The following is a 12,259-nucleotide window of genomic DNA, read 5'->3' on the forward strand; positions in this document are numbered from 1 at the left end:
GCTCGCGTTGAGCTGGGGAGTTTCCGTAGCCATTGCCGTCACATCTCCCGTTCTACACTGCCGACCCGATACACACTATTTCGGACACGCCGCCGACCCTCCGGGGGGCGTCCCGGCGGAGGGTGTCGCGCATTATCGCCCCGATTGCCGGTTTCCGGCACCGGTACAGCTTACGTTGTACAACGCGACATGGTCCGTCGGGGTGTCCGGCGCATCACAACAACACACCGACAGACGTCAAGATTCCGCTGCGCCACCGGAGTTGACGCATCCTTTGCAGACACGGGGCCCCGCCGGAGGAACATCCGGCAGGGCCCTGACGCAGCGCGGGCTACTTGCCCGTGAACTTCTCGTACTCCTTGAGGACCTCTTCGGTGGGGCCGTCCATGCGGAGTTCGCCGCGTTCCAGCCACAGGACTCGGTCGCAGGTGTCGCGGATGGACTTGTTGTTGTGGCTCACCAGGAAGACCGTGCCGGCCTCCTTGCGCAGCTCCCGGATGCGTTCCTCGGAGCGCTTCTGGAAGGCGCGGTCACCGGTGGCCAGCGCCTCGTCGATCATGAGGACGTCGTGGTCCTTGGCGGCGGCGATGGAGAACCGCAGGCGGGCCGCCATGCCGGAGGAGTACGTCCGCATCGGCAGCGTGATGAAGTCGCCCTTGTCGTTGATGCCGGAGAAGTCGACGATCCGCTGGTAGCGGTCCTTGATCTGCTCACGGGACATGCCCATGGCGAGACCGCCCAGGATGACGTTCCGCTCACCGGTCAGGTCGCTCATCAGGGCCGCGTTGACGCCCAGCAGCGAGGGCTGGCCGTCGGTGTAGACCTTGCCCTTCTCCGCCGGGAGCAGGCCGGCGATGGCCCGCAGCAGGGTGGACTTGCCGGAGCCGTTGGAGCCGATCAGGCCGATGGCCTCGCCCCGGTAGGCGGTGAAGGACACCCCGCGCACCGCGTGCACCTTGCGCACACCGCGCTGCTCGCCGCCTCGCTTGACGATGCGGCTCAGGGCGGAGGTGGCGCTGCCCTTGCCGGTCTTGGCCCCGTTGACCCGGTAGACGATGTGCAGCTCGTCCGCGATGACGGTCGGACGGCGATCGCCGGTGTTCTGCTCAGCCACGGCCGTACCGCTCCTCTGCCTTCCAGAAGTACACGAAGCCGCCGCAGCAGACGACCACGGCCCAGCCCAGGGCGAGGGCCCACACGTGCGGGGGCAGGTTCGAGGCGCCGTAGTCGTCGATCAGCGCGAAACGCATCAGGTCCATGTAGACGGCCGCCGGGTTGGCCTGCAGCACCCGGACGATCCACTCCGGCTTGCCCGCCAGCATGTTGCTGATGGAGAACATGACGCCGGAGGCGTACATCCAGGTCCGCAGTATGAACGGCATCAGCTGGGCAAGGTCCGGCGTCTTGGCGCCCATGCGGGCCACGATCATCGCGAGCCCGGTGTTGAACATGAACTGGAGCACCAGCGCCGGGAGGATCAGCAGCCAGGACAGCCTCGGATAGTTGCCGAACCCGATCGCCACCACGAACACGACGATCATGGAGAACAGCAGCTGCTGGAGCTGCTGGAGCGAGAACGAGATCGGCAGCGCGGCGCGTGGGAAGTGCAGGGCCCGCACCAGGCCGAGGTTGCCGGAGATCGCGCGGACGCCCGACATCAGCGAGCTCTGCGTGAAGGTGAACACGAACACGCCGGTGACCAGGAACGGCACGTACGTGTCGTGCGACATGCCCCGGCTGGCCTTGAGGATCAGGCCGAAGATCGCGTAGTACACGGCCGCGTTCAGCAGCGGGGTGGCCACCTGCCACAGCTGGCCCAGCTTGGCCTGGCTGTACTGGGCCGTCAGCTTCGCCTGGGAGAAGGCGAGGATGAAGTGGCGGCGGCTCCACAGCTGCTGTACGTACTCGACGAGCGAGGGGCGGGCACCGCTCACCGCGAGCCCGTACTTGGCGGCGAGATCTGCCGCCGGCAGTCCCTCGTCGGGCGACGGAGGCGCGGTCACCGCGACACCGCCGTCATGGGTTCTCTCACTCACAGGTGGAAACTTTCGTCTTCGAGTGCGTCGTCTGTTTCGCGTGCGCCGGGCCGCGTGCCCCGCACCGTCGAGCTTCTCAGATCACCGGGGGACGGCCCAGCCGGGTCAGCCGCCACACCGTACGCCAGCGCATCGGGCGGCGGGGACCGCAGGGAGTGGCCCAGCCCTCCTTGAAGCCGCCGAACCACGCCTTCAGCGCCGGTCCGGAGGGGCGGCGGGCCAGCGTGAGCAGCAGCCAGACGCCAAGGTAGACCGGGACGAGCGGCACGGGAAGGTTGCGGCGGGCCAGCCAGACGCGGTTGCGGGCCACCATGCGGTGGTACACCGCGTGCCGCGAGGGGGCGGTCGTCGGGTGGTACAGCACCATGTCCGACCGGTAGTCGATCATCCAGCCCGCGTCCAGCGCACGCCAGGCGAGGTCGGTCTCCTCATGGGCGTAGAAGAACTCGTCCGGCAGCCCGCCGACCTCGCCGAGCACCTTCGTACGGACGGCGTTGGCGCCGCCGAGGAAGGTGGTGACGCGCGAGGAGCGCATCGGGTCCGAGGCGCGCAGCCGGGGCACGTGCCGGCGCTGGGTCTCACCGGTCTCGGGGTCCGCGATGCGGAAGCTGATGATGCCCAGCTCCGGGTCCGCGGCGAACGCGGCCCGGCACAGCTCGGCGGTGTCCTGCCGGGCGAGCAGGCCGTCGTCGTCCAGGAAGAGCAGGATGTCGACGTCGCCGCCGCCGGGGCCGAACGCCTCGATGCCGACGTTGCGGCCGCCGGGGATGCCGAGGTTCTCGGGCAGCTCGACGGTGCGCACGCCCTCGGGCACGTCGGGCACGGGTGAGCCGTTGCCGACGACGACCACCGCGACCTTCTCGCCGTCCTGCTTGGCGACGGAGTCGATGAGCGCCCGCAGCTCCTCGGGCCGGTTGCCCATGGTGATGATGACCGCGCCGACCTTCATGCCGTTCACCTCAGCCTGCTGGACACGAGAATGGACACCAGGTGCAGCAGGGTCTGCAGCAGGGCGATACCGGCCAGCACGGCGGTGCCGAGCCGGGTGAAGAACAGGTCGCCGCGCACCTGGTCCACGATGGCGAGCACCAGGATCAGCAGCGACGCCTCGATGCCGAGGATCAGCCGGTGGAACTTGAGCGCGGCGGCGGCCCGCCGGGCCAGCGCCATGCCGGAGGAACGCGGCTCGGACGCCGCCTCCTTGACCGGCGGCAGCCCGGTCTGGTGCCGGGCGACCCCGACGAGGTCGGTCTCCGCCTTGATGAGGATCGCGCCGAGGGCGGCCAGGGTGCCGAGGAACGCCCACAGCCAGTCGATACGGCCGCTGCCGAACAGGTCGGCGGCGCGCAGCCCGAGGCCGACCAGGACGGCGGCGTCGGTGAGGTAGGCGCCCACCCGGTCGAGGTAGACCCCGCCCAGCGAGTACTGCTTCCGCCAGCGGGCGATCTCGCCGTCCACGCAGTCCAGCAGCAGATACAGCTGGGTGGCGACGATGCCGAGCACCGCGCCCGTGATCCCCGGCACCAGCAGGGCCGGGGCCGCGAGCACACCGCAGACGGTCATCAGGTACGTGAGCTGGTTGGGCGTGATCCTGGTGTTCACCAGGTAGCGGTCGATGCGCAGGGACACCTCGCGCATGTAGAGGCGTCCCGCCCAGTGCTCACCGCTGCGCCGGTCCTTCACCCCCGCGGGGTGGACGACCGGGCGGAGTTCAGCTACCGATGGCCTTGACATAGTCGGCGTAGATGTCCTTGATCTGGTCAGTCTTGAGGTCGAGGTGTTCGAGGATCGTGTAGCGGCCCGGCCGGGTCTCCGGCGCGAACTCCACGACGCGGACGAACTCGTCCACGGTGAAGCCGATGTCCTCGGGCAGCACGGGCAGCCCGTGGCGGCGCAGCACGTCGGCCATGTGCGCCGACTCCTCGTGCGCCCCGCGCAGGTACATGGCGAAGGCGGCACCGAGGCCGCACTGCTCGCCGTGGCTGGCGGCGCGCTTGGGGAAGAGCAGGTCGAAGGCGTGGTTGATCTCGTGGCAGGCGCCCGAGGACGGCCGCGAGTCACCGGACACCGACATGGCGATGCCGGACAGCACCAGCGCCTCGGCGAGGACCTGGAGGAAGTCGTTGTCCTCGATCCCGCCGGGGTGCCTGAGCACCGCCTCGCCGGCCTGGCGGGCCATGGCGGCGGCGAGACCGTCGATCTTCTCGCCGTTGACCCGGTTGGCCAGCTCCCAGTCCGCGATGGCGGAGACGTTGGACACCGCGTCGCCGATGCCCGCGCGCACGAAGCGCGCCGGGGCGGCCCGGATGACGTCGAGGTCGATCAGGACGGCGATCGGGTTGGGCACCCCGTAGGAGCCCCGGCCCGCGTCGTTGTCGAGGGTGGCGACCGGCGAGCACAGGCCGTCGTGCGCGAGGTTCGTCGGCACGGCGACCAGGGGCAGGCCGACCCGCGCGGCGGCGTACTTGGCGCAGTCGATGATCTTGCCGCCGCCGAGGCCGACGAGCGCGTCGAAGTGACCGGCGCGGATGTCGTCGGCGAGCCGTACGGCGTCGTCCAGCGTGCCGCCGCCGACCTCGTACCAGGTGGCACCCGGCAGCTGCGGCGCGACCCGCTCCCGCAGCCGGGCACCGGAGCCGCCGCTGACCGCGATGGCCAGGCGGCCGGAGTGCGAGATGCGTTCGTCGGCGAGCACGGTGGCCAGGTCGGCGAGGGCACCCGGACGGATGTCCACGACGACCGGCGAGGGAATGAGCCTCGTCAGTACTGGCACGCGATCTCCCGTCCCCGTGCGAGGTCGTCGTGGTTGTCGATCTCGACCCAGGAGACGTCACCGATGGGCTGCACGTCGATCTTGAAGCCGCGGTTGACCAGCTCCTGGTAACCGTCCTCGTAGTACAGCTGCGGGTCACGCTCGAACGTCGTACGCAGGGCGTCGGCCAGCTCCTCGGCGGCGTCGCCCTCGATCAGCGTGACGCCGATGTACTCACCGGTCGCCTCGGCCGGGTCCATCAGCTTGGTGATCTTCTGGACGCCCTTCTCGGGGTCCACGACGACCTTCATCTCCTCGTCCGCCAGGGACTTCACCGTGTCCAGCGCGAGGATGATCTTCTTGCCCTCACCACGGGCCGCGAGGAGCGTCTTCTCGACGGAGACCGGGTGCACGGTGTCACCGTTGGCGAGGATCACGCCGTCCTTCAGCGCATCGCGACCGCACCACAGGGAGTAGGCGTTGTTCCACTCCTCGGCCTTGTCGTTGTCGATCAGCGTGATCTTGACGCCGTACTTGGCCTCAAGAGCGGCCCGGCGCTCGTACACGGCCTCCTTGCGGTAGCCGACGATCACACCGACCTCGGTCAGCCCGACCTCCGCGAAGTTCCCCAGCGTCAGGTCCAGCACCGTCAGCGACTCCTCGTCGCCCTCCGGGCCCACCGGCACCAGAGCCTTGGGCAGCGTGTCGGTGTAGGGGCGCAGACGCCGTCCGGCGCCGGCCGCCAGCACAAGGCCGATCATGCGGTTTCTCCTTCGTCATGGACGGCGGGCGCCCCTGCGGACACCCAGAAGCGGATGCTCTCGACGAGCACCAGCAGAGCGACGCACACGGCGATGACCGTGAGCGCGACAGTGAACTGGGAGGGGTTGAGCAGCGCGGCAAGCACGGTGACGAGCAGCGTGCGCCCCTCCTGCCCCCCGATGGCGCGCACCAGCCAGGCCGGCGGCGCTCCGGCGTCGCCGCGGATGCGGTACACCGTGTCGTAGTGATGGTAGGCGACCGCCGCGACCAGCCCGAACGCCGCCGGAAGGGCGCCCTGGACGTCGGCGCGGGCGGCCAGCGCGAGCACCGTGCCGTACTCGGCGGCGCGGAAGAACGGCGGGACGAGCCAGTCCAGCGAGCCCTTGAGCGGGCGGGCCACGGCGAGCGCCGAGGTGAGGACGTAGACCACCGCGCCCACGACGGGCAGCCAGCCCCCGAAGCCGGTCAGCGCCGAGCAGGCGACCACGGCGGCCCCGCCGAGGAGGGCGACGGCCGGGACGGCGAGGCCCGGCAGGCCCCGCTTGAACACCCGGCCCAGGACGCCGGCGAGCGGGCCGGAGTCCGCGAGGTCGGCGAGCGCGCGGGCGGCACGGTCGGTGCGGCGGGCCTTGCGGGTCAGGGAGCGCAGTACGCGCCCGGCCGTGGTGTACGTGGCGGCGAGGGCGCAGCCGACGAGCAGCACGTAGAAGGTGATGCGGGGGGTGGTGACCGCGGTGAGGACGGCGATCATGGCCCAGCGTTCGCCGATGGGCAGGACGATCATCCGGCGGACCCAGACGGTCCAGCCGACGCTGTCCAGCTTGTCGGAGAGGGCGGCGGTGGGGCTGGTGTTGGCGGTGGCGTCGTGGTTGGCCTCGTTGAAGGAGAAGTCCACGACGTGCCGGCAGGTCTGGAGGATCATCGCGCCGAGCGCGAGGGCCCATACGTCGTCGCCGCCGCGGGCCGCGCCGAGGGCGAGTCCCGCGTAGTAGGCGTACTCCTTGGCCCGGTCGAAGGTGGCGTCCAGCCAGGCGCCGAGCGTGGAGTACTGGAGCGAGTAGCGGGCCACCTGGCCGTCGGTGCAGTCCAGTACGAAGGAGGCGATCAGCAGGAGGCCGGCCGCGATGAAGCCGGGGCGGGTGCCGGTGGCCGCGCAGGCCGCCGCTATGAGCGCGGTGAGTAGCGAGGCGGTGGTGATCTGGTTCGGGGTGAAGCCCCGGCGGGCGCACCAGCGCGCGAGGTAGCGCGAGTAGGGGCTGATACAGAAGGTGGTGAAGAAGCCGTCGCGGGACTTCACGGCCGACTTCAGGCGGACGTCCTCCTCGTCGACGGCGAGGACGGCCTGCCGGGCCTCGTTGCGGGCCTGCGGGTCGGCGGGTACGGCGGCGACCAGGCTGCCCAGCTCGGGGCGGTGCACCGGGGTGCCGTCGGCGTCGAGCGCGGTGACCAGGCGGTCGGGCAGGCTGTCGAGGGCGACCGCCGTACCGCCGCTGGTCTCGTTCTGCGTCTCGCCCTGCCCGTCCAGGGCCCGGTCCAGCGTCTGCCGGGCGCTGCCCTGGGCGGTGACGGCACCGGGGACGGCGGCGAGCGGGAAGCGGGGGTCGGTCAGGCCGAGACGCAGGGCGTGCGGGTGGCCGACGAAGCGGGCGTCGACCAGGGCCACGCGCCCGTCCTCGGGGGCGGCCGCGATCAGGTTCCGGGCCTCGGCGGTGTCGGCGGCCATGCGCACATCGAAGCCGAGGGACCGCAGATCGCCTTCGAGTGACGATCCGGGGACCGGCTGACCGGTGACGATGGCGGTCGGCAACCGAATTCACTCCCTGGGTCCGGCGCGTCGGCGCCGGTCTGCTGCGTGATGGGGGCGCCCCTCGCCTGCGGCTCGCCGGGGCGGCATGTCGGCAGAGGCTATCGGATGGGCCGCGGTGGACGTTCACCGGGCGTTAAGGCCCGGTCCACCGGGAGCCGCACCCGGCCTGTGCCGCGGTCATCATCGGGGATGCGGGGGCCGCCCCACAAACCGCGCCCCGGCGAGCGGCACGGAATCGGGGCATCGGGGACACCGGGCGGCAACGGCGTAGGGTCTGCGGGCATGACGTGGCTGATCACCGGCGGAGCCGGATACATCGGGGCGCACGTGGCGCGAGCCATGAACGACGCCGGAGAGAACGTGGTCGTCCTGGACGACCTGTCGGGGGCGGTGCCCGAGCGACTGCCCGAGGGCGTGCCCCTGGTCGAGGGCTCGACGCTGGACGGGGACCTGCTGAAGCGGGTGTTCGCCGAGCACGGGGTGACCGGTGTGGTGCATCTCGCGGCGCGCAAGCAGGTCGGGGAGTCGGTGGCGGAGCCCGTCCGCTACTACCGGGAGAACATCGGCGGTCTGGCGACCCTGCTGGACGCGATCGCGGACGCGGGCGTACGGCGGCTGGTCTTCTCCTCCTCGGCGGCCGTGTACGGCAACCCGGACGTGGACCTCATCACCGAGGACACCCCGTGCGCCCCGGTGAACCCGTACGGCGAGACCAAGCTGGCCGGTGAGTGGCTGGTCCGGGCGGCCGGGCAGGCGCACGGCATCTCGACGGTGTGCCTGCGCTACTTCAACGTGGCGGGCGCGGCCGCGCCCGAGCTGGCGGACACCGGGGTGTTCAACATCGTCCCGATGGTCTTCGACCGGCTGACCCGTGACGAGGCGCCCCGGATCTTCGGTGCCGACTATCCGACGCCGGACGGCACCTGCGTCCGCGACTACATCCATGTGACCGATCTCGCCGAGGCCCATCTCGCGGCGGCCCGGCGGCTGGCCGACGGCTCGGTGACCGGCGATCTGACGCTGAACATCGGCCGGGGCGAGGGTGTCTCGGTGCGGGAGCTGATCACGGTGATCGGTGAGGTCACCGGGGACCGGCGGGCGCCGGTGGTGGAGGACCGGCGGCCGGGGGACGCGCCGCGCGCGGTCGCCTCCGCCGAGCGGGCGGCGGCCGAGCTGGGCTGGCGGGCGCGGCTCGGGGTGCCGGAGATGGTCGCCTCCGCCTGGGAGGGATGGCAGCGCCACCACGGCCTGTGAGAGGTGTCGTACCGCTCTGACCTGCGCATCGTTTCCGCAGGTCAGAGCACATGACAACGGTGTTCAGTGCCGCGTTGCCCAGTGGCAGCCGACCGTAGTTGACTGTGAGCCGGTGCGTTCGTTTCGCGAGCCGGCGCGTGGCGCTGAAGGGCGGTCTTTCCGATGGGGGCAGGGCACGATCACGGGCATGCGCACAGCCATGTGCCGTCCACGGGTACGGCCGCGGCCGCGTACCGGGGCAGGCTGCGCGCGGCACTGGGCATCACGCTCACGATCATGGTGGTCGAGATCGTCGGCGGTCTCGTCGCGGACTCCCTGGCCCTGATCGCGGACGCCGCCCACATGGCGACCGACGCGGTGGGCCTCGTCATGGCGCTGCTGGCGATCCACTTCGCGGCCCGGCCGCCCAGCACCAACCGCACCTTCGGCTTCGCCCGCGCCGAGATCCTGGCGGCGCTCGCCAACTGTGTGCTGCTGCTCGGCGTGGGCGGCTATGTGCTGGTCGAGGCGGTGGAGCGGTTCCTGCGGCCGGCCGAGACCCATGGCGGGCTGATGGTCGTGTTCGGTGCGATCGGCCTGGTGGCGAACTCCGTCTCGCTCCTGCTGCTGATGCGTGGGCAGAAGGAGAGCCTGAACGTGCGCGGCGCCTTCCTGGAGGTCGCCGCGGACGCGCTGGGCTCGGTGGCGGTGATCATCTCGGCGGCCGTGATCCTGGCCACCGGCTGGCAGGCCGCCGACCCGATCGCCTCGCTGGTCATCGGGCTGATGATCGTACCGAGGACGCTGCGGCTGCTGCGCGAGACGCTGGACGTGCTGCTGGAGGCGGCACCCAAGGACGTCGACATGAGTGAGGTACGGACACACATCCTGGCGCTGGACGGTGTGGAGGACGTACATGATCTGCACGCGTGGACGATCACCTCGGGTCTGCCGGTGCTCTCCGCGCATGTGGTGGTGGACACGGACGTACTGAACGCCATCGGGCACGAGAAGATGCTGCACGAGTTGCAGGGCTGCCTGGGCGACCACTTCGACGTGGAGCACTGCACCTTCCAGCTGGAGCCGAGCGGGCACGCGGAGCACGAGGCGCGGCTCTGTCATTGAGGAACACGTAGTGGTCCGGAACGGGTGACTCGTACGGGTTCAGGACATGCGGACGTGCCGGGAAGTGCCGGGAGTGCCGGTTTCGTACGGCAGACTTGGAGCGCGAAGACCGACGCGAAGGATGGGTATGCCGATCACACCTGCCACCGAGACGCAACTCTCGTCGAACGGCACCGCGGAGTCGATCTTGCTGGAACTCGTGGACGAGAACGGCGTGACGATCGGCACCGCGGAGAAGCTGGCCGCCCACCAGCCACCGGGGCAGCTGCACCGGGCGTTCTCGGTGTTCCTCTTCGACGAACGGGGCCGGCTGCTGCTCCAGCAGCGGGCGCTCGGCAAGTACCACTCCCCCGGTGTCTGGTCCAACACCTGCTGCGGCCACCCGTACCCCGGTGAGGCGCCGTTCGCGGCGGCGGCCCGGCGTACGCACGAGGAGCTGGGGGTCTCGCCCTCGCTGCTGGCCCAGGCGGGCACCGTGCGCTACAACCACCCGGACCCGGCGTCGGGCCTGGTGGAGCAGGAGTACAACCACCTCTTCGTCGGGCTGGTCCAGCAGACGCCGGCACCGGACCCGGAGGAGGTGGGCGAGACCGCCTTCGTGACGGCGGCCGAGCTGGCGGAGCGGCACGCGCGGGAGCCGTTCTCCGCGTGGTTCATGACGGTGCTGGACGCGGCGCGTCCGGCGATCAAGGAGCTGACGGGGTCGTCCGCGGGCTGGTAGGCCCCGCGCGGGGCCGTCTCCTGGCCTCGCGGACCCTCATCTGGACAGCGCGGGTTTGAGCGGCAGGGCGGCCCAGATCACCTTGCCGCCGCTCGCCGTGTGCTCCACGTCGACCGCGCCGCCCGCCTCCCGTGCCACCTCGCGCACCAGCAGCAGGCCCCGGCCGCCGGTCTGGGCGTGGTCGGCCTCCAGCGCGGTCGGGCGGTAGGGGTGGTTGTCCTCCACCGAGACCCGGACCCACTCGGCGCCGACGGCCACTTCGACCCCGAGCATCGGGGAGAGCAGCGCCGCGTGCTTGACGGCGTTCGTGACCAGCTCGGAGACGATCAGCAGCAGCCCGTCCACCACTTCGTCCGCGACCGGTACGCCCTGGCGCATCAGCAGGTCCCGCACGGCGTGCCGCGCCTGCGGGACGGAGGCGTCCACGGCGGGGGCGGTGAACCGCCACACGCCCTCGTACGGCAGGGGTTCGGGCGGTAGCCCGGCGCCCTCCGGCGGCCGCGGCACACCCCCGCGCCCGTGGTTGTCCATCGTCCGGTCGCCACCCTCGCGCTCGATTGTCACCACACGTCGAGTGTTGGTAACGATGGGGTCCGCCCCGGAGGACTGAACACAAGTCAGCGAGTATCGAACGGTTCCGACCGCTCTCGCACAGTGTGGTCGCTTGGACGACCGTTCTTGTCGTCCGGATGTCCGGTTCGAGAACTATTCAGGTTGTACGGGTTGGTCAGGTCCGGACCGGGGCCCCGGACGGCACCGGCACTCGCCCGGTCGGCGTCGATAGCATCCGCCCCATGGAGCCCCAGCTGTCGCACGTTGTCACCGACCGCGTCGCCACCGTCGTCATCCGCCACCCGGCCAAGCGCAACGCCATGACGGCCGCGATGTGGCGGGCGCTGCCGCCGCTGCTGGCGGACCTGGCCGCCGATCCCGGGGTACGGGTGCTGGTGCTCACCGGGGAGGGGGGCACCTTCTGCGCGGGCGCGGACATCTCCACGCTGCGGGGTTCGTCCGCCGAGGCGCAGGGTCTCGCGGTGGCCGCCGAGGAGGCGCTGGCCGCGTTCCCCAAGCCGACGCTCGCCGCGATCCGGGGCCACTGCGTGGGCGGCGGGGCCCAGCTCGCGGCCGCCTGCGATCTGCGGCTGGCGGAGGAGGGAGCGCTGTTCGGCGTGACCCCGGCGAGGCTCGGCATCGTCTACCCCGCCTCCTCCACCCGGCGCCTGGTCTCCCTGGTCGGCCCCGCCACCGCCAAGTACCTCCTCTTCTCGGCCGAGTTGATCGACACCAGCCGCGCCCTGCGCACCGGCCTGGTGGACGAGGTGCTCCCGGCCGGCGATCTGGACGAACGGATCACCTCCCTGACCGCCACCCTGACCACCCGCTCCCAGCTCACCCAGGCCGCCGCCAAGGAGTACGCCGACGGCCACACCGACCGCGACACCCACTGGACGTCGCAGGCCCTCGCCTCGACCGACACGGAAGAGGGCGTGACCGCCTTCCTGGAGCGCAGGGCGCCCCGCTTCACCTGGAGCGTGCCTACGGCAAGGTGAACCGGCAGGGGTGCGGCGGGCGTGGTGGGCCGAGCGTGGGGTACCCGGTGCGGACCGGGCAACCGCCGGGTGGATTGGAGTTCTCTCATGTTCCGTGCCATTGCCGATGTGCTGCGCCAGATAGGCGGCGCCATCGCCACCGTCGTCACCCTGCCGTTCCGGGCGCTCGCCCGGCTGTTCGGCGGAGCTTCGAGCGGGCGGGCCTGACGCGGGCGACCGGTGTGCCCTGTCGTCCGTATCCCCGTGCCGCCTGCCACAATTGCCGCGCAACGT

At 71.1% G+C, this 12,259-nt stretch carries 13 protein-coding genes; 5 read left to right on the top strand and 8 right to left on the bottom strand.

Features of this window, described 5'->3' with window-relative positions; all coding sequences use genetic code 11:
* Positions 1-331: 331 nt before the first annotated feature.
* The 7 genes from ACIGA3_RS06645 to ACIGA3_RS06675 form a co-directional block, all read right to left on the bottom strand.
* Positions 332-1,114 carry an ABC transporter ATP-binding protein gene (locus ACIGA3_RS06645; RefSeq protein WP_399711208.1) on the bottom strand — a complete coding sequence of 261 codons (783 nt, stop codon included), beginning with the start codon at positions 1,112-1,114 and terminating at the stop codon, positions 332-334.
* Complete coding sequence (locus ACIGA3_RS06650; RefSeq protein WP_399711210.1) at positions 1,107-2,036, bottom strand: ABC transporter permease; 930 nt, start codon at positions 2,034-2,036, stop codon at positions 1,107-1,109. Before ACIGA3_RS06650 ends, ACIGA3_RS06645 begins: the two co-directional genes overlap by 8 nt.
* A 76-nt stretch (positions 2,037-2,112) precedes the next feature.
* The gene (locus ACIGA3_RS06655; protein ID WP_399711212.1) at positions 2,113-2,985 is read right to left on the bottom strand and encodes a glycosyltransferase family 2 protein; all 873 of its coding nucleotides are present in this window, start codon (positions 2,983-2,985) and stop codon (positions 2,113-2,115) included.
* Between the two features lie 5 nt (positions 2,986-2,990).
* Positions 2,991-3,770, bottom strand: coding sequence for a CDP-alcohol phosphatidyltransferase family protein (locus tag ACIGA3_RS06660; RefSeq protein WP_399711213.1), 780 nt, complete (start codon positions 3,768-3,770; stop codon positions 2,991-2,993).
* Complete coding sequence (locus tag ACIGA3_RS06665) at positions 3,748-4,809, bottom strand: iron-containing alcohol dehydrogenase family protein (protein ID WP_399711215.1); 1,062 nt, start codon at positions 4,807-4,809, stop codon at positions 3,748-3,750. Before ACIGA3_RS06665 ends, ACIGA3_RS06660 begins: the two co-directional genes overlap by 23 nt.
* Entirely contained in the window at positions 4,797-5,549 is a 753-nt protein-coding gene (locus ACIGA3_RS06670; RefSeq protein WP_399711217.1) for a sugar phosphate nucleotidyltransferase, read from the bottom strand. The genes ACIGA3_RS06665 and ACIGA3_RS06670 overlap by 13 nt, the downstream gene beginning before the upstream one ends.
* On the bottom strand, positions 5,546-7,357 hold the full coding sequence (locus ACIGA3_RS06675) for a DUF5941 domain-containing protein (RefSeq protein WP_399711219.1): 1,812 nt from the start codon (positions 7,355-7,357) through the stop codon (positions 5,546-5,548). The genes ACIGA3_RS06670 and ACIGA3_RS06675 overlap by 4 nt, the downstream gene beginning before the upstream one ends.
* Before the next feature lie 282 nt (positions 7,358-7,639).
* Here ACIGA3_RS06675 and galE point away from each other — a divergent pair, with 282 nt between their 5' ends.
* From galE to idi, 3 genes are all read left to right on the top strand, one after another.
* Positions 7,640-8,611, top strand: a complete 972-nt coding sequence (gene galE / locus ACIGA3_RS06680; RefSeq protein ID WP_399711221.1) for a UDP-glucose 4-epimerase GalE — start codon at positions 7,640-7,642, stop codon at positions 8,609-8,611.
* Positions 8,612-8,773: 162 nt separating this feature from the next.
* A complete protein-coding gene (locus ACIGA3_RS06685; protein WP_399711223.1) occupies positions 8,774-9,715 on the top strand; it encodes a cation diffusion facilitator family transporter in 942 nt (313 codons plus the stop codon).
* A gap of 127 nt (positions 9,716-9,842) precedes the next feature.
* Positions 9,843-10,436 (top strand): isopentenyl-diphosphate Delta-isomerase, encoded by a 594-nt coding sequence (gene idi, locus ACIGA3_RS06690; RefSeq protein WP_399711225.1) that lies wholly within the window; start codon positions 9,843-9,845, stop codon positions 10,434-10,436.
* 36 nt (positions 10,437-10,472) lie between these two features.
* Here idi and ACIGA3_RS06695 read toward each other — a convergent pair whose 3' ends face one another.
* Entirely contained in the window at positions 10,473-10,967 is a 495-nt protein-coding gene (locus ACIGA3_RS06695; protein ID WP_399712456.1) for an ATP-binding protein, read from the bottom strand.
* Positions 10,968-11,230: 263 nt separating this feature from the next.
* Here ACIGA3_RS06695 and ACIGA3_RS06700 point away from each other — a divergent pair, with 263 nt between their 5' ends.
* Together ACIGA3_RS06700 and ACIGA3_RS06705 are read left to right on the top strand one after the other, a co-directional pair.
* Positions 11,231-11,986, top strand: coding sequence for an enoyl-CoA hydratase/isomerase family protein (locus tag ACIGA3_RS06700; RefSeq protein ID WP_399711227.1), 756 nt, complete (start codon positions 11,231-11,233; stop codon positions 11,984-11,986).
* A gap of 87 nt (positions 11,987-12,073) precedes the next feature.
* Positions 12,074-12,193 carry an LPFR motif small protein gene (locus ACIGA3_RS06705; protein ID WP_254641675.1) on the top strand — a complete coding sequence of 40 codons (120 nt, stop codon included), beginning with the start codon at positions 12,074-12,076 and terminating at the stop codon, positions 12,191-12,193.
* The last annotated feature ends 66 nt before the right edge of the window (positions 12,194-12,259 follow it).

Source organism: Streptomyces sp. NPDC085596, from assembly GCF_044541565.1.
GTDB lineage: Bacteria > Actinomycetota > Actinomycetes > Streptomycetales > Streptomycetaceae > Streptomyces.

What these genes read in the sequence shown, in the direction of transcription:
- ACIGA3_RS06655 (WP_399711212.1), bottom strand. Translation starts at nt 2,985, where the DNA reads ATGAAGGTCGGCGCGGTCATCATCACCATGGGCAACCGGCCCGAGGAG.
- ACIGA3_RS06660 (WP_399711213.1), bottom strand. Translation starts at nt 3,770, where the DNA reads ATGTCAAGGCCATCGGTAGCTGAACTCCGCCCGGTCGTCCACCCCGCG.
- ACIGA3_RS06670 (WP_399711217.1), bottom strand. Translation starts at nt 5,549, where the DNA reads ATGATCGGCCTTGTGCTGGCGGCCGGCGCCGGACGGCGTCTGCGCCCC.
- galE (WP_399711221.1), top strand. Translation starts at nt 7,640, where the DNA reads ATGACGTGGCTGATCACCGGCGGAGCCGGATACATCGGGGCGCACGTG.
- ACIGA3_RS06685 (WP_399711223.1), top strand. Translation starts at nt 8,774, where the DNA reads ATGGGGGCAGGGCACGATCACGGGCATGCGCACAGCCATGTGCCGTCC.
- idi (WP_399711225.1), top strand. Translation starts at nt 9,843, where the DNA reads ATGCCGATCACACCTGCCACCGAGACGCAACTCTCGTCGAACGGCACC.
- ACIGA3_RS06695 (WP_399712456.1), bottom strand. Translation starts at nt 10,967, where the DNA reads ATGGACAACCACGGGCGCGGGGGTGTGCCGCGGCCGCCGGAGGGCGCC.
- ACIGA3_RS06700 (WP_399711227.1), top strand. Translation starts at nt 11,231, where the DNA reads ATGGAGCCCCAGCTGTCGCACGTTGTCACCGACCGCGTCGCCACCGTC.
- ACIGA3_RS06705 (WP_254641675.1), top strand. Translation starts at nt 12,074, where the DNA reads ATGTTCCGTGCCATTGCCGATGTGCTGCGCCAGATAGGCGGCGCCATC.